22 protein-coding genes are annotated in these 21,654 nt (G+C 65.5%); all 22 read left to right on the top strand.

The genetic code is table 11. The annotated features are described in order from the left end of the window. Nucleotide 1 precedes the first annotated feature (1 nt). Nucleotides 2-1,015: an NADH-quinone oxidoreductase subunit B family protein gene (locus tag ACM6UT_RS18075; RefSeq protein ID WP_416798737.1), complete on the top strand. Its 1,014-nt coding sequence runs from the start codon at nt 2-4 to the stop codon at nt 1,013-1,015. Next, the gene (locus tag ACM6UT_RS18080) at nt 1,012-2,454 is read left to right on the top strand and encodes a nickel-dependent hydrogenase large subunit (protein WP_416798738.1); all 1,443 of its coding nucleotides are present in this window, start codon (nt 1,012-1,014) and stop codon (nt 2,452-2,454) included. Before ACM6UT_RS18075 ends, ACM6UT_RS18080 begins: the two co-directional genes overlap by 4 nt. Before the next feature lie 236 nt (nt 2,455-2,690). Beyond that, nucleotides 2,691-3,773 (top strand): hydrogenase small subunit, encoded by a 1,083-nt coding sequence (locus ACM6UT_RS18085; protein WP_416798739.1) that lies wholly within the window; start codon nt 2,691-2,693, stop codon nt 3,771-3,773. Between the two features lie 23 nt (nt 3,774-3,796). Next, nucleotides 3,797-5,587: a nickel-dependent hydrogenase large subunit gene (locus ACM6UT_RS18090; protein ID WP_416798740.1), complete on the top strand. Its 1,791-nt coding sequence runs from the start codon at nt 3,797-3,799 to the stop codon at nt 5,585-5,587. A 12-nt stretch (nt 5,588-5,599) separates the two neighbouring features. Further along, on the top strand, nt 5,600-6,322 hold the full coding sequence (cybH, locus tag ACM6UT_RS18095; protein ID WP_416798741.1) for a Ni/Fe-hydrogenase, b-type cytochrome subunit: 723 nt from the start codon (nt 5,600-5,602) through the stop codon (nt 6,320-6,322). Further along, nucleotides 6,323-6,919, top strand: a complete 597-nt coding sequence (locus ACM6UT_RS18100) for a HyaD/HybD family hydrogenase maturation endopeptidase (RefSeq protein WP_416798742.1) — start codon at nt 6,323-6,325, stop codon at nt 6,917-6,919. Nucleotides 6,920-6,929: 10 nt separating this feature from the next. Beyond that, nucleotides 6,930-7,505, top strand: a complete 576-nt coding sequence (gene hupE, locus ACM6UT_RS18105) for a nickel permease HupE (protein WP_416798743.1) — start codon at nt 6,930-6,932, stop codon at nt 7,503-7,505. An 87-nt stretch (nt 7,506-7,592) separates the two neighbouring features. Continuing rightward, nucleotides 7,593-7,889, top strand: a complete 297-nt coding sequence (locus ACM6UT_RS18110; protein ID WP_416798744.1) for a HypC/HybG/HupF family hydrogenase formation chaperone — start codon at nt 7,593-7,595, stop codon at nt 7,887-7,889. Between the two features lie 168 nt (nt 7,890-8,057). After that, nucleotides 8,058-8,507: a thioredoxin domain-containing protein gene (locus ACM6UT_RS18115; protein ID WP_416798745.1), complete on the top strand. Its 450-nt coding sequence runs from the start codon at nt 8,058-8,060 to the stop codon at nt 8,505-8,507. After that, nucleotides 8,504-9,352, top strand: coding sequence for a hydrogenase expression/formation protein (locus ACM6UT_RS18120; protein ID WP_416798746.1), 849 nt, complete (start codon nt 8,504-8,506; stop codon nt 9,350-9,352). The genes ACM6UT_RS18115 and ACM6UT_RS18120 overlap by 4 nt, the downstream gene beginning before the upstream one ends. Further along, nucleotides 9,349-9,561 (top strand): rubredoxin, encoded by a 213-nt coding sequence (locus ACM6UT_RS18125; RefSeq protein WP_416798747.1) that lies wholly within the window; start codon nt 9,349-9,351, stop codon nt 9,559-9,561. Before ACM6UT_RS18120 ends, ACM6UT_RS18125 begins: the two co-directional genes overlap by 4 nt. Continuing rightward, a complete protein-coding gene (gene hybE / locus ACM6UT_RS18130) occupies nt 9,551-10,075 on the top strand; it encodes a [NiFe]-hydrogenase assembly chaperone HybE (protein ID WP_416798748.1) in 525 nt (174 codons plus the stop codon). The genes ACM6UT_RS18125 and hybE overlap by 11 nt, the downstream gene beginning before the upstream one ends. After that, nucleotides 10,072-11,184 carry a hydrogenase assembly protein HupF gene (locus ACM6UT_RS18135; RefSeq protein ID WP_416798749.1) on the top strand — a complete coding sequence of 371 codons (1,113 nt, stop codon included), beginning with the start codon at nt 10,072-10,074 and terminating at the stop codon, nt 11,182-11,184. Before hybE ends, ACM6UT_RS18135 begins: the two co-directional genes overlap by 4 nt. After that, the gene (gene hypA / locus ACM6UT_RS18140; protein WP_416798750.1) at nt 11,177-11,518 is read left to right on the top strand and encodes a hydrogenase maturation nickel metallochaperone HypA; all 342 of its coding nucleotides are present in this window, start codon (nt 11,177-11,179) and stop codon (nt 11,516-11,518) included. Before ACM6UT_RS18135 ends, hypA begins: the two co-directional genes overlap by 8 nt. After that, nucleotides 11,518-12,444 carry a hydrogenase nickel incorporation protein HypB gene (gene hypB, locus ACM6UT_RS18145; RefSeq protein WP_416798751.1) on the top strand — a complete coding sequence of 309 codons (927 nt, stop codon included), beginning with the start codon at nt 11,518-11,520 and terminating at the stop codon, nt 12,442-12,444. The genes hypA and hypB overlap by 1 nt, the downstream gene beginning before the upstream one ends. A gap of 2 nt (nt 12,445-12,446) precedes the next feature. Continuing rightward, nucleotides 12,447-14,723, top strand: a complete 2,277-nt coding sequence (hypF, locus tag ACM6UT_RS18150) for a carbamoyltransferase HypF (protein WP_416798752.1) — start codon at nt 12,447-12,449, stop codon at nt 14,721-14,723. Then, a complete protein-coding gene (locus ACM6UT_RS18155) occupies nt 14,714-14,956 on the top strand; it encodes a HypC/HybG/HupF family hydrogenase formation chaperone (RefSeq protein WP_416798753.1) in 243 nt (80 codons plus the stop codon). Before hypF ends, ACM6UT_RS18155 begins: the two co-directional genes overlap by 10 nt. Further along, nucleotides 14,953-16,110 carry a hydrogenase formation protein HypD gene (gene hypD / locus ACM6UT_RS18160; RefSeq protein WP_416798754.1) on the top strand — a complete coding sequence of 386 codons (1,158 nt, stop codon included), beginning with the start codon at nt 14,953-14,955 and terminating at the stop codon, nt 16,108-16,110. Before ACM6UT_RS18155 ends, hypD begins: the two co-directional genes overlap by 4 nt. Next, a complete protein-coding gene (gene hypE, locus ACM6UT_RS18165; RefSeq protein ID WP_416798755.1) occupies nt 16,107-17,159 on the top strand; it encodes a hydrogenase expression/formation protein HypE in 1,053 nt (350 codons plus the stop codon). The genes hypD and hypE overlap by 4 nt, the downstream gene beginning before the upstream one ends. A gap of 8 nt (nt 17,160-17,167) precedes the next feature. After that, on the top strand, nt 17,168-18,850 hold the full coding sequence (locus tag ACM6UT_RS18170; protein WP_416798756.1) for an enoyl-CoA hydratase-related protein: 1,683 nt from the start codon (nt 17,168-17,170) through the stop codon (nt 18,848-18,850). Next, the gene (locus ACM6UT_RS18175) at nt 18,847-20,307 is read left to right on the top strand and encodes a sigma-54-dependent transcriptional regulator (protein WP_416798757.1); all 1,461 of its coding nucleotides are present in this window, start codon (nt 18,847-18,849) and stop codon (nt 20,305-20,307) included. The genes ACM6UT_RS18170 and ACM6UT_RS18175 overlap by 4 nt, the downstream gene beginning before the upstream one ends. After that, complete coding sequence (locus ACM6UT_RS18180; RefSeq protein WP_416798758.1) at nt 20,282-21,652, top strand: sensor histidine kinase; 1,371 nt, start codon at nt 20,282-20,284, stop codon at nt 21,650-21,652. Before ACM6UT_RS18175 ends, ACM6UT_RS18180 begins: the two co-directional genes overlap by 26 nt. The last annotated feature ends 2 nt before the right edge of the window (nt 21,653-21,654 follow it).

Below are 21,654 nucleotides of genomic sequence, written 5' to 3' on the forward strand. Positions count from 1 at the left end.
CATGACCAGATCCGACCCACCGATGACACTGCTCTGGATGCAGGCCGGCAGTTGCGGCGGGTGCACCATGTCGGTGCTGGAAAATGGTGCGCTGGGGTGGGCGCGCGAGCTCGGCTCCTTCGGAATCGAACTGCTCTGGCATCCTTCGCTCAGCGAGGAAAGCGGCGCCGAGGCCGTCGATATCCTGGAGGCCGTCGCCGAGGGGCGGACCCCACTCGATTTCCTCTGTATCGAGGGTTCCGTCCTGCGCGGGCCGAATGGCAGCGGCCTGTTCAACCGGCTCGCCGGCACGGGCCGGACGATGTTCGACTGGGTCAAGCGGCTGGCGCCCCGGGCGCGGCACTGTCTCGCGGTCGGCACCTGCGCGTCCTATGGCGGCATCCATGCCGCGGCGCCCGATCCGACGGAAGCCTGCGGCCTGCAATATGAGGGCTCCGAGGCGGGTGGCGCGCTGGGCGGCGACTATCGCTCGCTGTCGGGTCTCCCTGTCATCAATGTAGCGGGCTGCGCGCCGCATCCCGGCTGGATCATGGAAACGATCGTCGCGCTCTCGATGGGTGACTTCGACCAGCGCGATCTCGATCGCCTCGGCCGGCCGAAGTTCTACGCCAAGACGCTCGCCCACCATGGCTGCGAGCGCAACGAATATTACGAGTTCAAGGCCAGCGCGGAAAAGTTCTCTGACCTCGGCTGCATGATGGAGCATCTCGGCTGCAAGGCGACCCAGGCCGCCGGCGATTGCAACCAGCGCGGCTGGAACGGCGGCGGCTCCTGCACCCATGGCGGCTTTTCCTGTGTTGCCTGCACCGAGCCGGGCTTCGAGGACACGACCGGCTTCCTCGAGACGACCAAGGTCGGCGGCATCCCCGTCGGCCTGCCGCTCGACATGCCCAAGGCCTGGTTCGTGGCGCTGGCCGCTTTGTCAAAGTCGGCGACGCCGGACCGCGTGCGGGAGAACGCCACCTCCGACCGCGTCGTCCTCGATATCAGACGCAGCAGGAACACGGGCGAATGAACCGCGTCATCGCCGGGCCGTTCAATCGGGTGGAGGGGGATCTCGAAGTCGCCCTCGACATCAGGGATGGCATCATCGAGCGGGCCGAGGTCACCACGACGCTCTATCGCGGATTCGAGCAGATGCTGAGCGGCCGCCCGGGCCTCGACGCGCTGGTGGTCGCGCCGCGCATCTGCGGCATCTGTTCGGTGTCGCAATCGATCGCCGCCGCCACGGCGCTGCGAAATCTGGCCGGCGGCCGCGCCGCGCCAAACGGTTACATCGCCGCCAATCTGGCGCATGCCGCCGAGAACATCGCCGACCACCTCACCCATTTCTATCTGTTCTTCATGCCGGATTTCGCCCGCGACGAATATGCCGGGCGGTCCTGGTTCGGCGAGGCGGTCCCACGCTTCAAGGCCGTCAGCGGCAGCGGCTCGGCCCAGTTCCTGCCGATGCGCAAGCGGCTGCTCGAGGTCATGGGCGTGATCGCCGGCAAATGGCCGCATTCGCTCGCTTTCCAGCCCGGCGGCACGACGCGCGCCATCGATGTCGGCGAGCGGGTGCAGCTCGCGACCCTGCTCGGCGACTTCCAGGTCTTCCTCGAGCAGGCGCTCTATGGCGCCTCGCTCGATACGGTCCTGTCGATGGAGACGGAGGAGGAACTCGCGGCCTATGCCGAGGGCATGACGGGCGACTTCCGTTTCTTCCTCCGGCTGGCCGAGGATCTTGCGCTCTCGCGTCTCGGCAAAGGTCCGGGCCGGCTGCTGTCCTACGGCGCCTATCACACGGCTGAAGGATCACTCCTGCCCTCAGGCGTCGCGCAGGCGGATGGCAGCATCGCGCCGCTCGATGTCGGCGGCATATCGGAGGACGTGGCCCATTCCTGGTTCATGGAGACCGGCGACCGCCCATGGAATGCCGAGACCGTGCCGACCGCCGAGAAGGAACAGGCCTATTCCTGGGCCAAGGCGCCGCGTCTCGCCAAGGCTCCGGCCGAGGCAGGCGCGGTCGCGCGTCTCGCCGTGGCCGGCCATCCGCTCATCCTCTCGCTCATCGCGCGCGACGGCGGCACCTCGGTCCGCACCCGCATCGTCGCCCGGCTGGTCGAGACCGCGCTTCTCGTCCATTCCATGCGCGGATGGCTGCGGGAGCTGCGGCTCAAGGATGAATTCTCCAGCCACTTCGCCCTGCCTGAGAACGCCTCGGGGGCCGGCCTCGTCGAAGCGGCGCGAGGGGCGCTCGGCCACTGGGTGAGCATCCGCGACGACCGGATAGAGCGCTACCAGATCATCGCGCCCACCACCTGGAACTTCTCGCCGCGCGATGCGGCCGGCGTGCCGGGACCGCTGGAATCCGCCCTTGCCGGCCTCGACACCGGCGGAATGGGCGCGAAGTCCGCGGCCCTGCAACACGTGATCCGCTCCTTCGATCCCTGCATGGTCTGCACCGCCCATTGACGGACTTCCCATGGCGGTCAGGCGGTTGTCACCGCTGAAAGCCAGCTTTCCGCCCACGGTCCCCAGCCCGAATGGCCCGGCAGTCGATGCAGCCAAGATAGATCATTGATTTCAGATACGTAGAAGGAACGTAGGCGCCGGAATCCGAACTGGTCCGCTTCTTGCAGCACTGTTCATCACAGAGCCGGTGTTCCGTCCGGCGATGCGATGGGGATGGAAATTGCTGGAGGAGCAACATGGCAACTGCCGAAACCTTCTATGACGTCATTCGCCGCCAGGGGATTACCCGGCGCAGTTTCACCAAGTTCTGCAGCCTGACGGCGGCGAGCCTCGGCTTCGGCCCGGGTGCGGCGACCGCGATGGCCGAGGCGCTCGAGACCAAGGAGCGCGTGCCCGTGATCTGGATGCACGGGCTCGAATGCACCTGCTGTTCGGAGAGCTTCATCCGCTCGGCCCATCCGCTGGTCAAGGACGTCGTGCTGTCGATGATCTCGCTCGACTATGACGACACGATCATGGCCGCCGCCGGCCATCAGGCCGAGGCGATCCTCGAGGAGACCAAGGAGAAGTACAAGGGCAAATACATCCTCGCCGTCGAGGGCAATCCGCCGCTCAACGAGGACGGCATGTTCTGCATCGACGGCGGCAAGCCCTTCGTCGAGAAGCTGAAATGGATGGCCGAGGACGCCATGGCCGTCATCGCCTGGGGCGCCTGCGCCTCCTGGGGCTGCGTGCAGGCGGCCAAGCCCAACCCGACCCAGGCCACTCCGATCGACAAGGTCATCCTCGACAAGCCGATCATCAAGGTCCCGGGCTGTCCCCCCATCGCCGAGGTCATGACCGGCGTCGTCACCTTCATCACCACCTTCGGCAAGCTGCCCGAGCTCGACCGGCAGGGCCGGCCGAAGATGTTCTATTCCCAGCGCATCCACGACAAGTGCTATCGCCGTCCGCATTTCGACGCCGGCCAGTTCGTCGAGGAATGGGACGACGAAGGCGCGCGCAAGGGCTACTGCCTCTACAAGATGGGCTGCAAGGGCCCGACCACCTACAATGCCTGCTCCACCGTGCGCTGGAACGAGGGCGTCTCCTTCCCGATCCAGTCGGGTCACGGCTGCATCGGCTGCTCGGAAGAGGGCTTCTGGGACAAGGGCAGCTTCTACGACCGGCTGACCACGATCAACCAGTTCGGCATCGAGGCCAATGCCGACACGGCCGGCATGACGGCCGCGGGCGTCGTCGGCGGCGCGATCGCCGCGCATGCGGCGGTGACCGCCGTCAAGCGCGTGACCACCAAGCGCGAAAAGGCCGACGCTTAACCTTCAGGGCAGGAAACACCATCATGACCATCCAGACTCCGAACGGCTTCACGCTCGACAATTCCGGCAAGCGCATCGTCGTCGATCCCGTCACCCGCATCGAGGGACACATGCGGGTCGAGGTCAATGTCGACGAGAACAACATCATCCGCAACGCGGTGTCGACCGGCACGATGTGGCGCGGCATCGAGGTCATCCTCAAGAACCGCGATCCGCGCGACGCCTGGGCCTTCACCGAGCGGATCTGCGGCGTCTGCACCGGCACCCATGCGCTGACCTCGGTTCGCGCCGTCGAGAACGCGCTCGGCATCACCATTCCGGAGAACGCCAACTCGATCCGCAACCTGATGCAGCTCGCGCTCCAGGTGCACGACCACATCGTCCACTTCTATCACCTCCATGCCCTCGACTGGGTCGACGTCGTCTCGGCGCTCTCGGCCGATCCGAAGGCGACCTCGGCGCTGGCGCAGTCGGTCTCCGACTGGCCGCTCTCGTCGCCCGGCTATTTCAAGGACATCCAGGCGCGGCTCAAGAAGTTCGTCGAGTCCGGCCAGCTCGGCCCGTTCAAGAACGGCTACTGGGGCAACGCCTCCTACAAGCTGCCGCCGGAAGCCAACCTGATGGCGGTGGCGCACTATCTCGAGGCGCTCGACTTCCAGAAGGATATCGTCAAGATCCACACCATCTTCGGCGGCAAGAACCCGCATCCGAACTGGCTGGTCGGCGGCGTGCCCTGCCCGATCAACATCGACGGCACCGGCGCCGTCGGTGCGATCAACATGGAACGGCTGAACATGGTCACCTCGATCATCGACCGGCTGATCGAGTTCAACGACAAGGTCTATATTCCCGACATCATGGCCATCGGCTCCTTCTACAAGGACTGGCTCTATGGCGGCGGGCTGTCGGGCAAGAACGTGCTTGCCTATGGCGACGTGCCCGAACATGCCAACGACTATTCCGAGGCGAGCCTCAAGCTGCCGCGCGGCGCGATCATCAACGGCAATCTCGCGGAAGTCTTCCCCGTCGACCATGCCGATCCCGAGCAGATCCAGGAATTCGTCACCCACTCCTGGTACAAGTATCCCGACGAGACCAAGGGCCTCCACCCCTGGGACGGCGTCACCGAGCCGCATTACGAGCTCGGCCCCAACGCCAAGGGCACCAAGACCAATATCGTCGAGCTCGACGAGGCGGCAAAATACTCCTGGATCAAGGCGCCGCGCTGGCGCGGCAACGCCATGGAAGTCGGCCCGCTCGCCCGCTGGGTCGTCGGCTACGCCCAGAACAAGGCGGAGTTCAAGGACCCCGTCGACAAGGTGCTGAAGGATCTCGGCCTGCCGGTCACGGCGCTGTTCTCGACGCTCGGCCGCACGGCGGCGCGGGCGCTGGAATCGCAATGGGCCGGCTACCAGATGCGCCATTTCCAGAACAAGCTGATCGCCACCATCAAGGCCGGCGATTCCTCCACCGCCCATGTCGACAAGTGGAAGCCCGAGACATGGCCGAAGGAGGTCAAGGGCGTCGGCTTCACCGAGGCGCCGCGCGGTGCGCTCGCCCACTGGATCAAGATCAAGGACGGCAAGATCGACAACTACCAGTGCGTCGTTCCCACCACCTGGAACGGCAGCCCGCGCGATCCGGCCGGCAATATCGGCGCTTTCGAGGCGTCGCTGATGGACACGCCGATGTCCGACCCAACCCAGCCGCTCGAAATCCTCAGAACCATCCATTCCTTCGACCCGTGCCTGGCCTGCTCGACGCATGTCATGAGCCCGGACGGACAGGAAATGGCCAAGGTTCAGGTCAGGTGAGGAGGCACGGTCATGACGGTCCATGAAACCTTCGCCGCCGCCGACGCGCATGGCGAAAAGGCGATCGAACGGCAGAGCGTCTATGTCTACGAGGCGCCCGTCCGCATCTGGCACTGGGTCAATGCCCTGGCGATCCTGACCTTGGCGCTGACCGGCTATTTCATCGGCTCGCCGCTGCCTTCGGTGCCGGGCGAGGCGAGCGCCAACTTCCTGATGGGCTATATCCGCTTCACCCATTTCGCGGCGGGCCAGATCCTCGCCGTGTTCCTGATCCTGCGCGTCTACTGGATCTTCGTCGGCAACGTCCATGCGCGGCAGATATTCTACGTGCCGTTCTGGAGCGGGCGGTTCTGGAAGGAATGGCTGCACGAGGTGCGCTGGTACACGTTCCTGGCGCGGCAGCCGAAGAAGTATGTCGGCCACAATCCGCTCGCCCAGTTCACGATGTTCCTGATGTTCACCCTGCCGCTGTTCTTCATGGTGATCACCGGGTTTGCGCTCTATAGCGAAGGCGCCGGGCGCGACAGCTGGGAGTACCAGTTGTTCGGCTGGGTGTTCTCGATCTGGCCGAACAGCCAGGACATCCACACCTTCCACCATCTCGGCATGTGGGTGATCCTCGTCTTCGTCATGATCCACATCTATGTGGCGGTTCGCGAGGACATCATGAGCCGGCAGAGCATCATCTCGTCGATGATCTCGGGGGAGCGGCTGTTCAAGGACAGGGAGGACTAGATGGCCATCCCGTCCTCGCCTTCGCCGCGCATCCTCGTGCTCGGCATCGGCAACATCCTCTGGGCCGACGAAGGTTTTGGCGTGCGCGCGGTGGAGGCCTTTCACAAGGCCTACGAGGTGCCCGACAACGTCACCATCCTCGATGGCGGCACGCAGGGGCTCTACCTCGTGCAGTTCGTCAACGATCATGACCGGCTGATCGTCTTCGACGCCATCGACTACGGCCTTGTGCCGGGCACGATGAAGATCGTCGAGGACGACGAGGTGCCGAAATTCACCGGCGCCAAGAAGATGAGCCTGCATCAGACCGGCTTTCAGGAGGTGCTGAGCGCCGCCGACCTGATGGGCCACTATCCCGAGCGCCTGGCGCTGATCGGCTGCCAGCCGCTCGACCTCGAGGACTGGGGCGGGCCGCTTACCGAACCGGTCAAGGCGGTCATACCCGCGGCGGTCGAAACAGCGGTCCGGATCCTTCGGGCCTGGGGCGTCACCGTCACGCCCAGATCGGAGGGGGCCGAAGTTCCTCCTCTGCTGGAGAATGACATCGATTTCGAAAACTACGAACGGCGCAGCGAATCCGCCACACTCAATCTCTGAGGAGGAAACCATGAATTATCGCAGAACGGCGATCGCCCTCGCTCTCCTGGCGCTGCCGGGCATCGCCGAAGCCCATATCGGCCTTCACGCCGACGGCACGCTCGCCGGCCTCGGCCATCCCTTCAGCGGGCTGGACCACATCCTCGCCATGGTCGCGGTTGGCTTCTGGGCATCGACGCTCGGCGGCAGCGCGCGCTGGATCGTGCCGTCGGCCTTCGTCGCCGTCATGGCGCTCGGTGGCGTGATGGGGATCTACGGAATCGGATTGCCGATGGTCGAGACCGGGATCGCGCTCACCGTGGCGGCGCTCGGCCTGCTGGTCGCCTTCGACATCAAGGTGCCGACACCGGTCGCCGCCGCGATCGTCGGCGTCTGCGCCCTCTTCCACGGCCACGCCCACGGCACCGAACTGCCGGGTATGTCGAGCGCTGCGGGCTATGTCGCGGGCTTCATGGCCGCGACCATTCTCCTGCACCTGATCGGCATCGGCCTCGCCTATCTGCGCTTCGGCAAGGCCGGACAGGTTGTCGGACGGCTCGCCGGCGCGGCTGTCGCGCTTGCCGGCGCGGCGCTGCTGGCCGGCTGATCTCTCCCAGGGCTCAGGCCTCAGAGGAGCCGCCGGGCGCCGCGTCCGGCGGCTCCGCCATGGATCAAGGATCGAGGAGAAGACGTCATGTGCATAGGCATCCCGATGCGGGTCGTCACAGGCAATGATTTCGTCGCGCAGTGCGAACGCCACGGCGCGATCGCCTCGATCTCGATGATGCTGGTCGGGGTCCAGCCGCCGGGCACGCATGTCCTCACCCATCTCGGCTCGGCGATCCGCGTGCTCGACGACGAGGAGGCGCGCGCGATCGACGATGCGCTCGCCGGCCTCGCCGAAGCCGTCGAAGGCCGCGACTTCGATTCCCTCTTCGCCGACCTCCTGGATCGCGAGCCGGAACTGCCGGCCCATTTGCGCGGCGAGTGAAAAGAAAACTTCCATGCTGGAAATTGACTTTCCGGCAAATTGCGGACGATAATCCTCCCGGGCGAAAATTTCCCTTCCAGATCAATGGAATCCAACTTTCCTCGATCTGGCACGCCCCTTGCAAACCTGTTTTTGACAATGGTCTGCATGGGAATTGGGGAGGAGACAATGCCATCTCATCTGGTCCGCGCGCTGAGCGAGCGGCAACACCTGCCAGTGGTCGACGAGACCAATATCGACGCCTTCCTGGTACCCGCGGCGGGTGAGGCCGACAACACGTTGCTGTTCTTCACAGGCGATCCGGCGCAGCGGCCCGAAGCGGACGACGTCGCGGTCGTTCTTCCCGAGATCCTGCAGGCCTTCCAGGGCCGTCTCCGCGGCGCCGTGGTGCGGCGCTCGGTCGAGGACAAGCTCAAGGCCCGCTTCAACGTGGCGGTGATGCCGAGCCTGGTGGTGACGCGGCGCGACCAGCCGGTCGGCGTGCTGGGCAAGATCCGCGACTGGTCGGAATACATGCAGAAGATCGGCGCCTGGCTGGCGCCCGACGCCCCGATCATGGTGCCCTCGGGCGGACCCAAGGTTGCCATCACCCATGCCGGCAAGGAGATCGCACGATGAAGGCGGGTTTCTGGGTCGCCCCCGAGGGCGAGGACGCGGCGATGACCGTGATGCCGATCGGCGCCGAGCCGCCGCTCCGCGCGCGCAAGCTCAACTTCCTCGCCACGAGCAGCGCCGAGGAGATGATCCGCCGCTGTTGCGCCACGGCGATGCTGCTGCCGGAGATCGCCGACGCGCTCGACGTGCAGCGGGCGGACGCGCCGGGCCGGCTGTTCGACATCACCGATTTTCCCGACGACGACCGGACCCTGATCACGGAAACGCTCGGAGAGGGCGAGGTCGCGGGCATCGCCGCGCTCGGCAACGGCATCACCGCCCAGATGCAGGAAGCCGTGATGGCGGGCGTCTGGCGCATCCGCTTCACCGACGCCGAGGACCGCCTCGTGGCCGACTATGTCGAGGTCGCGAGCATACCCGCTGCCGTCCGCCAGGCCTGTTCGGCCCTGCCCGCGGCGATCGAGCACGGACCGGCGCCCGCCGGCGCGATGAACGTCATGCCCGTCCTCACCGAGATCCAGGACCGCGTCGCCCGTTACCGCGAGGGCGATCCGGCCCATGTCATCACCTTCTCGCTCTTCCCGATGAGCCCCGAGGACATGGCCTTCCTCCAGACCACCCTCGGCGCCGGGCCGGTGCAGCTGACCTCGCGCGGCTACGGCACCTGCCGCGTCGTGGCGACCGGCGCGCGCAATGTCTGGTCGGTGCAGTTCTTCAACGCCATGGACACGATCATCCTCGACACGCTGGAGATCTGCGACATTCCCTCGGTCGCCGTCGCCGCCGAGGAGGATTTCCGCGATTCCGCGACCCGGCTGCGCGAGATCGAGGAGGCCTATTTCAAATGAGCGCCTTCGAGAATTTCGGCAAGCGCGAGACGCTTATCGACGACCGGATGGAATGTGGCATCTGCTGGCATGTCTACGATCCCGCCGAGGGCGACGCCGTCTGGCAGATCCCGCCGGGCACGGCGTTCTCCGACCTGCCGGAAGACTGGCGCTGTCCGAACTGCGACGCGCCGCAATCGAAGTTCATGAGGCTCGGTGATGGATGCTGAGCCTGCGGAACCGGTCGGGCCTGACCCCGCCCATCAGCTCGGGCAGCGGCTCGAGGATTGCTATCGGCAAGTCCATGTGACCGCCATGGCGGATGTGCCAATCTGCAACCCGGCGCTCGGCGTCGCCGCGACCGGTTTCCGCACCTTTGGCGGGCGTGCCTTCGGCATCGTCACCACGCCATGGTTCATGAACCTCGTCGCGGTCGACCTGCCGGATGGCGCGCCGCCGACCGCGGCCGTTTCCGGCACGACGCTGCGGGTTGGCCTGCCCGCCGGAGAGGTCGAGTTCATCACCGGCGAACTCGACGGCATCGGCCGGATCGATTCCTGCTCCCTGTTCTCGCCTGTCTTCGAATTCACCACGATGGAGGCGGCGCTCGCCACCGCCGAAGGGGCGATGCGTGCCCTTTTCGATCCCTCCACGCTCGAGCCTCCGCCGGCCCCGCCCGTCGCGGTAAATCGGCGCGACCTGCTACGCGGCCAGATCCGGAAGCGTGAGGAGATGGCGGAATGACCTTCCTTCTGGGTGCCGGTACGATCAGGATCCAAGTGGCGGTGTCGCGCGGCCTCGCCTGCTCGGTCGCGGTCGCGGCGAGCCGCCCGCAGGGCCTAACGCGCATGTTTCTAGGCCGCATGGCCGACGAGGCGCCGTTGCTTGCAGGCCAGGTCTTTTCGCTCTGCGGCTTTGCCCAGTCGGTGGCCGCCCGCCTCGCCATCCTCAACGCCACGGATCGCTCGATGAGCGACGAGGAGCGGATCGGCGCAGGGTTGGGCCTGCTCGCCGAACGCATATTCGAGACCCTGCGAGCACTCATTCTCCAGTGGCCGGCGCCCCTGCCGGTCGCGCTGGCTGCGTCCGCCGGCAGGCATCTCCGCGATGCACTTGCCGCTTCGCAGGAAATCATCGCGAAGGTCAAGGCCGGCAAGGTCGACCGCACGCATCTCTCGTTGCCGGCAGAGCGGCTCACGGCGGCGGCGGCAGCGCTCGGCGTCACGCACGAGACCGATGCCCCCGTGCTGGGAACGGTTTGCGCGGCGATGCTGCGCGATGTCGAACACGACCGCACCTTCACCGGTCGCCGTCCGGACCCGCTGACCGGCAGGGACGATGCCGACGTCGTCAAGCACCTCTGCTCCGAGCCCGGCTATGACAGCCTCCCTCATCTGCCCGGCCGTGTCGTCGAGACCGGCGCCTATGTTCGCCTCCCGCCTGTCGGCCCGCCGAACGACACGCATCTGGCGCAACGTGTTTGCGCGCGGATGTGCGACGTTCGCACCTCGCTCGACCAGCTCGGGGCGATCCTTGGCAACGGCGCGCTCGACTGGGCTTCCCTCGCCCGCGGTGGTCCGACGCCGGGTGCCGGCGGCTACGGCGCGGTGGAATGTGCGCGCGGCAGGCTCTATCATCAGGCGGAGATCGGGGTTGACGGCAGGCTTTCGGCCTACCGGATTCTCGCGCCGACGGAGTGGAATTTTCATCCCGCCGGTCCCTTCGTCGAGACGCTGCTGTCGTCTCCGATCGGGACCGACGAGGCAGCCATACGGTCGGTGTCGCTTCTCGCGGTGCTGTTCGCCCCCTGCTTGGCCTTCGAGGTCGATATCAGGGAGGCGGCCGATGCATGAGATGTCGTTGATGGAGAGCGTGATCGATATCGTCTGCGAGACGGCGCGGAAGAACGGCGCAACACGAGTGAAATCGGTCCGTCTCGATGTCGGCGTGCTGAGTCATGTCGATTCCGATGCGCTGCTCTTCTGCTACGAAGCGGTGTGCCACGGGACGATCGCCGACGGCGCCCTGCTGGAAATCAACCGGATCGCGGGTGAAGGCTGGTGCCTCGACTGCGGCAAGACGGTGGCGCTCGAGGAACGGTTCGGGGCCTGCCCCGACTGCGGCCGGCATCGCGTCCAGATGACGGCCGGCGACGAATTGAAGATCAGGGATATGGAGGTGATCTGATGTGCACGGTATGCGGTTGCGGAACGTCGGCCATCGATGGCCACAAGCACGAGGCAGGGGGGCGTGGTCATCACCGTGACCACGAACCCGGCGATGAGCACCATCACCACCACCATCATCATGATGATGATCACGCCCATCACCATGCCCATGACGACCATGGCCACGATCACGATCATCATCATGCCGAGGAGGGCAGCGTCCACTATGGCAGGGGTATCGCCGGCGTCCATGTCCCCGGCATGAGTCAGGAGCGGATCATCCAGGTCGAGCGCGACATCCTCTCCAAGAACGACGCCCATGCCGCCGAGAACCGGCGTCATTTCGACCGCGACGGCATTTTCGCGCTCAATTTCGTCTCCAGCCCCGGTTCGGGAAAGACCAGCCTTCTGGTCCGCACCATCAACGACCTCAAGAACCGGCTTGCGATCAGCGTCATCGAGGGCGACCAGCAGACGTCCAACGACGCCGCGCGCATTCGCGAGACCGGCGCCCGCGCCATCCAGATCAACACTGGCAAGGGCTGCCATCTCGACGCGCACATGGTCGGCCATGCGATGGAGTATCTCGCGCCGGAGCCCGGCTCGGCGCTGTTCATCGAGAATGTCGGCAATCTCGTCTGTCCCGCCGCCTTCGATCTCGGCGAGGCGCACAAGGTGGTATTGCTGTCGGTCACCGAGGGCGAGGACAAGCCGCTCAAATATCCCGACATGTTCGCGACCGCCGACCTGATGATCCTCAACAAGGCCGACCTGCTGCCGCATCTCGATTTCAACGTCGGCCTCTGCATCGCCAACGCGCTGCGCGTCAATCCGCGGCTGCAGACGCTGACGGTCTCGGCCCGCACGGGTGAGGGCATGGAGGCGTTCTATGCCTGGGTCGAAGCCTCCGCAGCCCGCAGGGCCGCACGGCCGAAGGTGGCGTGAAGATGGCGACGGCGCTCGCACGAAAGATGGAAAGCCCGATCCGGCGGCTCAGGCTCCGGGTGCGCGGTGCCGTGCAGGGCGTCGGCTTCCGGCCTTTCGCCTACCGGCTGGCGCGGACCATGCGGCTTTGCGGCTTCGTGCTCAACGACAGCGCTGGCGTTCTGATTGAGATCGAGGGTGAGGATGCGGGCCGCTTTCCGGACGCGATCCGCGCCCATGCGCCGCCCCTTGCCCGCATCGAGTCGATCGACGTTGTCGAGCTTGCGCCCGCCGGCGGCGAGCAGTTCGAGATCCTCGAAAGCCTTGGTGGCCGTAGCGCCACCCGCATCGGCGCGGATGCGGTGACCTGCACCGAATGCCGCCGCGAACTGACCGATCCCGCAAGCCGCTTCTTCGGCTATCCCTTCGTCAACTGTACCCATTGCGGCCCGCGCTTCACCATCACCCGCGCGCTGCCCTACGACCGGGCGCAGACCTCGATGGCGTCCTTTCCAATGTGCCGGGCCTGCGCGGCGGACTATGTCGATCCGGAGAACCGGCGCTTCCATGCCGAGCCCGTCGCCTGTCCTGATTGCGGCCCGAAGCTCAGCCATCCCGTCGGGGACGTAGCGGCCCGGCTCCAAGATGGCGCGATCGTCGCGCTCAAGGGGATCGGTGGCTTCCATCTGCTCTGTGACGCGCGTAACGATGCGGCGGTCGCCCTCCTGCGGCAACGCAAGGCGCGCGATGAGAAGCCTTTCGCCGTGATGGTGCGCGATATCGAGGCGGCGCGGCAGCTCGCGAACCTGACCGAGGCCGAAGAGGCGCTGCTGGTTTCGCTAGCGAGCCCCATCGTGCTCGTCGAAGCCCAGGCCGGCGCGGTCTCCGACGGAATCGCGCCCGGTCTTCGCCGCATAGGCTTGATCCTCGCCTATGCGCCGGTGCATCACCTGCTGCTCGATGCGCTTGCCCGCCATTCGCAGCACTGTCCTCCCGCGCTGGTGGCGACTAGCGCCAATCCCGGCGGCGAGCCGCTGGTCGCCGACAATGCCGATGCCGCGCGACGCCTTGCCGCGATCGCTGATCTGATCGTCACCCATGACCGCGACATCGCCATCCGCGCAGACGACTCCGTCATGCAGGTGATCGACGGCGCGCACGCGTTCATCCGCCGCGCCCGCGGCTTCGTGCCGGAGCCTGTCGATCTCGGCGTGGATGGTCCCTGCGTGATCGCCACCGGCGCCGACCTCAAGAACACCATCTGTGTCACGCGCGGCCGCGAGGCATTCCTCTCCCAGCATGTCGGCGGGCTCGACAATGCCGAGGCGATCCGCTTCCAGCGCGAAGCGATCAGCCATCTCTGTTCCATCCTCGACGTAAAGCCTGAATACGCCGCCTGTGATCTGCATCCGGATTTTCGTTCGGTCCGGATGGCAGAGGGCTTGAACCTGCCCGTCGTGCCGGTCCAGCATCATCTTGCCCATGTCGCGGCGGTGGTGGCGGAGCATCGCCTTCGCGGGCCAGTCGTGGGGCTGGCGCTCGACGGTCACGGTTATGGCACCGACGGGGCGAGTTGGGGTGGCGAGATGCTCGCTGTCGATGGCCTCCGCTGGCATCGCGCCGGGTCGTTGCTGCCGCTGCCTCTGCCGGGCGGCGACCGCGCGGCGCGTGAGCCCTGGCGCATGGGGATCGCGGCACTTCAGGCGGCCGGACGCATCGATCTCGTAGCGCGGCTCTGGCCGGATCATTCCGGCGTGGCGCAACTCACGACGATGTTCGAACGCGGCATGCGGCCGTCGGGCACAACCAGTCTCGGCCGGCTCTTCGACGCCGCGGCGGCGATCGCGGATGTCCGCCTCGTCCAGGGTTACGAGGGGCAGGCCGCGATGGAGTTCGAGGCACTGGTCCGGGCGCCGCGCTGCCTTGCCGGCGGATACACAATCACCGATGGGACGCTCGATTTCCGGCCGCTCATCCTGCGCCTCGCCGAACAGGGTCTGCGCGGCACCGAGGCTGCCGACCTCTTTCACGGCACGCTGATCGCGGGTCTAGCGGATTGGGCGGCCGGCGGCGCAGCCGGGCTCGGCACCCGACAGATCGCGCTCGGCGGCGGATGCATGATGAACCGTGTCCTTGCCGAGGGCCTCGCACAGGCACTCAGGGCTCTAGGTTTCGTTCCATATCTGCCGCGTCTCGCACCGGCCAATGACGGCGGCATTGCGCTCGGCCAGGTGGCCCATGCGCGGCAGGTCACACTGAATGAACATGCATCAAGGGAGGAGAACCGGACATGTGCCTAGCCATACCGGTCCAGGTCAAGGAAGTGCTGCCCGACAACATGGCGAAGGTCACGCTCGACGGCGTCTCGAAGATCGTCTCGACGGCGCTCGTCGATGACGTGCAAGTCGATGATTATGTCGTGCTCCATGTCGGCTATGCGCTCGCCAAGATCGATCCCGAGGAGGCGGAGAGGACGCTGGCCCTGATCCGCGAAGCCGCCCTAGGGGATGCGGGCATGGGAGATGCGGCATGAAATATATCGACGAATATCGCGACGGCAGGCTCGCCAAGGACATCGCCCGGCAGATCGCCGCCCATGCCGACCCGACGCGCACCTATCATTTCATGGAATTCTGCGGCGGCCACACGCATGCGATCTCCCGCTACGGCCTCGAGGATCTGCTTCCTGCGAATGTGAAGATGATCCATGGTCCGGGCTGTCCCGTCTGCGTGCTGCCGATCGGCCGCATCGATGCGGCGATCGCGCTGGCCCTCCGGCCCGAGGTCACGCTCTGCACCTATGGCGACCTGATGCGGGTTCCGGGTTCGAACGGATCGAGCCTGCTCAAGGCCAAGGCGGCCGGCGCCGATATCCGCATGGTCTATTCGACGCTCGACGCGCTCCGGATCGCCGAGGCTGAGCCCGACCGCGAGGTCGTATTCTTCGCCATCGGCTTTGAGACTACGACACCGGCGACGGCGCTCGCGCTCAAGACGGCGCTCGCAAAGGACCTCCGCAATTTCTCGATCTTCTGCAATCACGTGCTGACGCCGGCGGCGATCCAGAACATCCTCGAAAGCCCCGATGTCCGCAAGCTCGGCACGATCAAGATCGACGGCTTCATCGGCCCCGCCCATGTCTCGACCGTTATCGGCACAGAGCCTTACGAGTTCTTCGCCGAGGAGTTCCAGAAGCCCGTGGTCGTTGCGGGCTTCGAACCGCTCGACGTCATCCAGGCGATCCTGATGCTCGTCCGGCAGGTCAATGACGGCCGCCACGAGGTGGAAAACCAGTATATCCGTGCCGTCACCACATCAGGCAACGAGAAGGCCCAGGCCGAAGTCGCAAACTTCTTCGAACTGCGGGAAAGCTTCGAATGGCGGGGGCTCGGCGAAGTGCCCTACGGCGCGCTCAGGCTCCGGCCGCAATATGCCGCCTACGATGCCGAAAAGCGCTTTTCGATGGTGACGCCGGCCGCCAGGGACAATCCGGCCTGCGAATGCGGGGCGATCCTGCGCGGCGTCAAGAAGCCGGCCGATTGCAAGCTGTTCGGTACGGTCTGCACGCCGGACACCCCGATGGGCTCCTGCATGGTATCGTCGGAAGGCGCCTGCGCCGCGCATTGGACCTATGGCCGCTTCCGCGAGAAGGCACGGCAGGTGGATGTCGGGAGGGCCGTCGCATGAACATGACGATCAAGGCCTACAAGCGAAAGCTCGATATCGCCAATGGCCGTGTCGACCTCTCGCATGGTGCCGGGGGCCGGGCTATGGGCCAGCTTATCGAGGGCATATTCCACAAGGCTTTCGATAATGCCTGGCTGCGCGCCGGAAACGACCAGTCGGCGTTTTCGGTACCGGGCGGGCGCATGGTGATGACAACTGACGGCTATGTCGTCTCGCCGCTCTTCTTCCCCGGCGGCAATATCGGCACGCTCGCCGTGCACGGCACGATCAACGACATCGCCATGGCTGGCGCCGTGCCACTCTATCTCTCCGCGAGTTTCATCATCGAGGAGGGCTTTCCGCTCGCCGATCTCGAACGCATCGCCGACAGCATGGGCGCCGCGTCGCGCGAGGCGGGCGTGCCGATCATCACCGGCGACACCAAGGTGGTCGAGCGCGGCAAGGCCGACGGCGTCTTCATCTCGACGTCGGGTGTCGGCCGGGTACCGGGAGGGCTCGACTTGCGCTCCGACGCGGCCCGGCCGGGCGACACGGTGATCGTCTCCGGCTCGATCGGCGACCATGGCGTTGCCGTGATGTCGAAGCGCGAGAACCTGGAATTCGACACGGCCATTACCTCCGACAGCGCAGCGCTGCATGGGCTCGTGGCGGCGATGGTCGAGGCCGGCGGCACGCATATCAGGCTGATGCGCGATCCGACGCGTGGCGGCATTGCCGCGATGCTGAACGAGATCGCCAGCCAGTCGAAGGTCGGTTTCCGGATCGATGAGGAGGCCATCCCGCTCAAGCCAGAGGTCGCTGCCGCCTGCGAGTTCCTCGGGCTCGATCCGCTTAATGTGGCCAACGAGGGCAAGCTTGTGGCCGTCGTCGCCCCGGAGGGTAGCGAAGCGGTGCTGACGGCGATGCGCGCGCATCCTCTCGGCAGGGAGGCGGCGCTGATCGGCCATGTCGTGGCGGATGATAATTGCTTCGTGCAGATGGCGACTTCGTTCGGCGGCGGCCGGATCGTCGACTGGCTATCGGGCGAGCAACTGCCTCGAATCTGCTGAGGCCGGCGATGCGCATCCTGCTCCTGTGCCACAGTTTCAACTCGCTCTCCCAGCGCCTGCATGTCGACCTGCGGCGGGCCGGACACGAGGTCTCGGTCGAGCTCGACATTCATGACGATCTGACCCGCGAGGCGGTTGCGCTATTCATGCCCGATCTCGTCATCGCGCCCCTTCTCAAGCGGCCCATCCCGGCCAATGTATGGCGCCGGACGCTCTGCCTGATCGTCCATCCAGGCATCCGCGGCGATCGTGGTCCGAGCGCCCTCGACTGGGCAATCCTCGAGGGCGAGAAGGCCTGGGGCGTGACGTTGATCGAGGCGCGGGACGAGATGGATGCTGGGCCGGTCTGGGCCTGGCGGGAATTCCCGATGCGCGCCGCGCGGAAATCGAGCCTCTACCGGCACGAAGTGACCGAGGCTGCAACGGCCTGCGTCTTCGAGGCCATCGACCGCGTCGCGCGCGGGAAGGGCCCGGTCATGCCGGCAAACTGGGGCAGGGGCCGCGAGCGGCCCGCCTGCCGGAAGTCGGATCGGATCCTCGACCCCACCCTTCACTGCGCGGAAGAGGCGCTTCGCATCCTCGACGCGTCGGACGGCGATCCCGGCGCCTCGCTTTCTATCGCCGGACAGGCCTATCTGGCGTTCGACGCCGAACCGGCCGCGGGATTGTCAGGATTGCCAGGCGCACTGCTCGGCCGATCGCGTCAGGCGGTCGCCATGGCCTTCCGAGAAGGCGCACTCTGGATCGGTCATCTACGGCGACCGGAGGCGCGGAGCCTGAAACTGCCGGCTGTCCGGCTTCTCGGCACTGAGGCGACGGACCTGCTCGAGATCGCCGGCCCTGAGCCATGCCGCTATCATGAAGAGAATGGCGTCGGCTTCCTCGATTTCCGCTTCCACAACGGCGCGATGTCATCCGAGGATTGTAACACCCTGCGGGAGGCGATCGTCACTGCGAAGGAGCGCGCGTGTCCGGTCCTGGTCCTCAGGGGCGACGCCGACTGCTGGTCGAACGGCATCCATCTCGGCATGATCGAACACGCCGACAGCGCGGCCGACGAATCCTGGCGCAACATCAATGCGATGAACGACCTCGTGCGGGAAATCATCGAGACCGGCGACCGGCTGGTGATCGCAGCGGTTCTCGGCAATGCCGGCGCGGGCGGCGTTTTCCTGTCGCTCGCCGCCGACGAGGTCTGGATGCGCGACGGAGTTATCCTCAATCCGCATTACAAGGACATGGGCAACCTTTATGGGTCCGAATACTGGACCTATCTCCTGCCCGGCCGTATCGGCGAGGCGCCCGCCCGCATCGTGACCCAGGCGCGGCTGCCGATGGGCGTCGGCGAGGCGCTCGAACTCGGCCTGGCAACACGCCGGCTGCCATCCGACATTGCGGCCGCCGACTGCGAACTGCACCGCGCCGTTGCCGAACTGACAGCGTCTCCTGACCTTGCCGGACGCATCGCCGCCAAACGCGCGCGCCGCGCCCGCGACGAGGCCGAGAAACCGCTTGCAGCCTATCGCGAGGAGGAGTTGCGGCGGATGCGGCGCAATTTCTACGGCTTCGACCCGAGCTATCATGTTGCGCGCTACAATTTCATCCGCAAGACGCCGAAGTCGCGCACGCCGGTGACCCTCGCCACCCACCGGGCGGGCGGCGAGATGGATCGCAGGAGGACCATGCTATGACTAACCCGCACGCCACCGTGCTCGTCGTCGATGACGAAGTGCGCTCGATCGAGGCGATCCAGCGGGTGCTGTCGGACGAATTCGAGGTTATCGGCGCCCGCAACGCCCGGGAGGCGGAGGAAGTGCTCGAGGGCGAGATGGTGCAGGTGATCCTCTGCGACCAGCGCATGCCCGGCGAATCCGGCGTCGAGTTCCTAAAGCGCGTGCGCGAACTCTGGCCCGACACGATCCGCATCATCATCTCAGGCTATACCGACTCCACCGATATCATCGAGGGCGTCAACAATGCCGGTATTTTTCAGTATATCACCAAGCCTTGGAGCCCCGACAAGCTGATCGATTGCGTCCGCGAGAGCGCCAATCTCTGGCGCCTGCAGCATGAAGTCGCCGACATGCGCATCGAGGTGAAGCCGGCGAGCGAGGCGCTGCAGAAGGTCATCAGTGACCGCCGCCGCAACCAGGCCCAGTCCTTCGGCTTTGACCGCATCATCCATCGCAGCGACAGTCCGCTGGTTGGATCGATTTCTCTCGCCCGCCGCGCCGCGCGCTATGATGTTTCGGTGCTGGTCACCGGCGCGTCGGGCACCGGCAAGGAGCTGCTCGCCCGCGCGATCCACCAGGAATCAGCCCGTGCCGACAAGACCTTCGTGGTGGAGAACTGCGGCGCCTTGCCGGACGAACTGCTCGAAAGCGAACTCTTCGGCTGCAAGAAGGGCGCCTATACCGGCGCCTATCAGGACCGCATCGGCCTCTTCGAACTCGCCGACAACGGCACCATTTTCCTCGACGAGATCGGCGAGACCTCGCCCGCCTTCCAGGTCAAGCTCCTGCGCGTGCTGCAGGAGGGTGAAATCCGGCCGCTCGGCGCGCAAAGGCCGCGCAAGGTCAATGTCCGGGTGATTTCGGCGACCAACCGCGACCTGCTCGCCGAGGTCGCGGCTGGCCGGTTCCGCCGCGACCTCTACTATCGGCTCGCGGCGTTTCCGATCCACATGCCGGCGCTCAGGGACCGGGTCGACGATATTCCGGCGATTGCCGGGCGAATCCTCACCCAGATCAACCAATCGTTCAACCGGCAGGTGGCGGGCTTCCACCCCCACACGCTCGACCTGATGACCGCCTATTCCTGGCCCGGAAATGTCCGCGAGTTGCACAACGAAATCCAACGGATGACGGTCCTGTCTGATGGCAATGCGCCGCTCGCGCCGGAGCTGCTCTCGCCCGCCATCCGCAACGGAGAGCCCCTTGCGATGGCCGCCGACGGCACCACGCGCCAGCTCAAGGACATCGTGGCCGACGTCGAGCGGTCGGCGATCGAGGCCACCCTTGCGCGCCACGACGGCAATATCAGCCGCAGCGCCGACGAACTGGGCTTGTCGCGCGTCGGTTTGCGGAGCAAGATCGAGCGCTACGACCTCAAGCGCTACCCTGATGACGAAACTGATAGAAAAGACTGAACGCCCCCCCGGCGAGGACCTGATCAGCAAGATCTCTCTGCCCGACGTCTTCGCGCTCGACGATTCGAGCGAATCCATGTGGGTCGACGTCATCCACAGAATGGACGAGGTCTATTCCGAACTCCTGCGCAACGAGACCGACCTCGAGCGCAAGAATGCCGAGCTTGAGGAGGCGCAGACTTTCATCTCGAGCGTCGTGGCCTCGGTCTCCGATATCCTGATCGCCTGCGGCAGCGACGGCGTGATCCGCAAGGTCAATCCCGCCTTCCTCAGCCTTGTCGGCATGCAGGAAGCTGCCGTCATCGGCACGCGGATCTTCGATTATGTGGTCGAGGCCGATCGCGGCGAAGCCGAGAGACTGATGAGCGCCGGACATGAAGGGCGCGTGCTCGAAGGCGACCTTCATTTCAGCGCTGCGTACGGTCGCGAAGAATGTCTCGCCATGCGCTGCGCGGCCCTGTTCGACGGGCGCCGCCGCCGGTTCGGCGCCGTTCTGACGGGCCGGCCGATCAGCGAATTGCGCCGGGCCTATCAAGCGCTACACCAGGCGCATCTCGAATTGCAGCAGGCGCAGCGCAAGCTGATCGAGCAGGAGAAGATGGCGAGCCTCGGCCGGCTCGTAGCGGGTGTCGCCCACGAACTCAACAATCCGATTTCCTTCGTTTATGGCAATATCTACACGCTTGATCGCTACCGTAGGAGCCTCGCACACTATCTCAAAGCGGTGCATCAGGGCGCAGATCCGGAAGAGATCGGTACGCTTCGGCGAATGTTGAAGATCGACGCAATTCTCTCCGATATCGAACCTTTACTCGAGGGCACTATTGAGGGAGCCGACAGGATCAGTGATATCGTCAAGAACCTGAGGCGCCTCTCGTTCAGCAAGACCGGCGAGCTACAGCCCGTCGATGTCGACCGTCTGTTGCGAAACGCCGCCCATCTGGCGTTGCGCGCTAAAAATTCGCTGGCCAATCTTGTGATCGAAAGCGCGCCCGGCTTGGTGATCGATGCACATGAGGGGCAGATGCACCAGGTTTTTGTCAACCTAGTAGACAATGCGCTTGATGCAGTCGTCGGCAGAGACAATCCGAGGGTCTGGCTCGCCGCCAGCCGCCGCGACGACACGATCGAGATCGTCGTTCGCGATAATGGCAGCGGCATCAGGGAGGATAATCTCGGCAACATTTTCGAGCCGTTTTTCACCACCAAGACTGTCGGCGAAGGGACGGGACTCGGGCTGTGGATCAGTTTTTCGATCATCCAAGACTATGGTGGGACGATCAATGTCCGCAATTGCGGAACCGGCGGTGCCGAGTTCCGCGTCCTCCTGCCTCTTGATAGCTAGGC

Origin of the sequence: Ciceribacter azotifigens (genome assembly GCF_048159625.1) — a bacterium.
GTDB classification, from domain to species: Bacteria; Pseudomonadota; Alphaproteobacteria; order Rhizobiales; family Rhizobiaceae; genus Allorhizobium; species Allorhizobium azotifigens.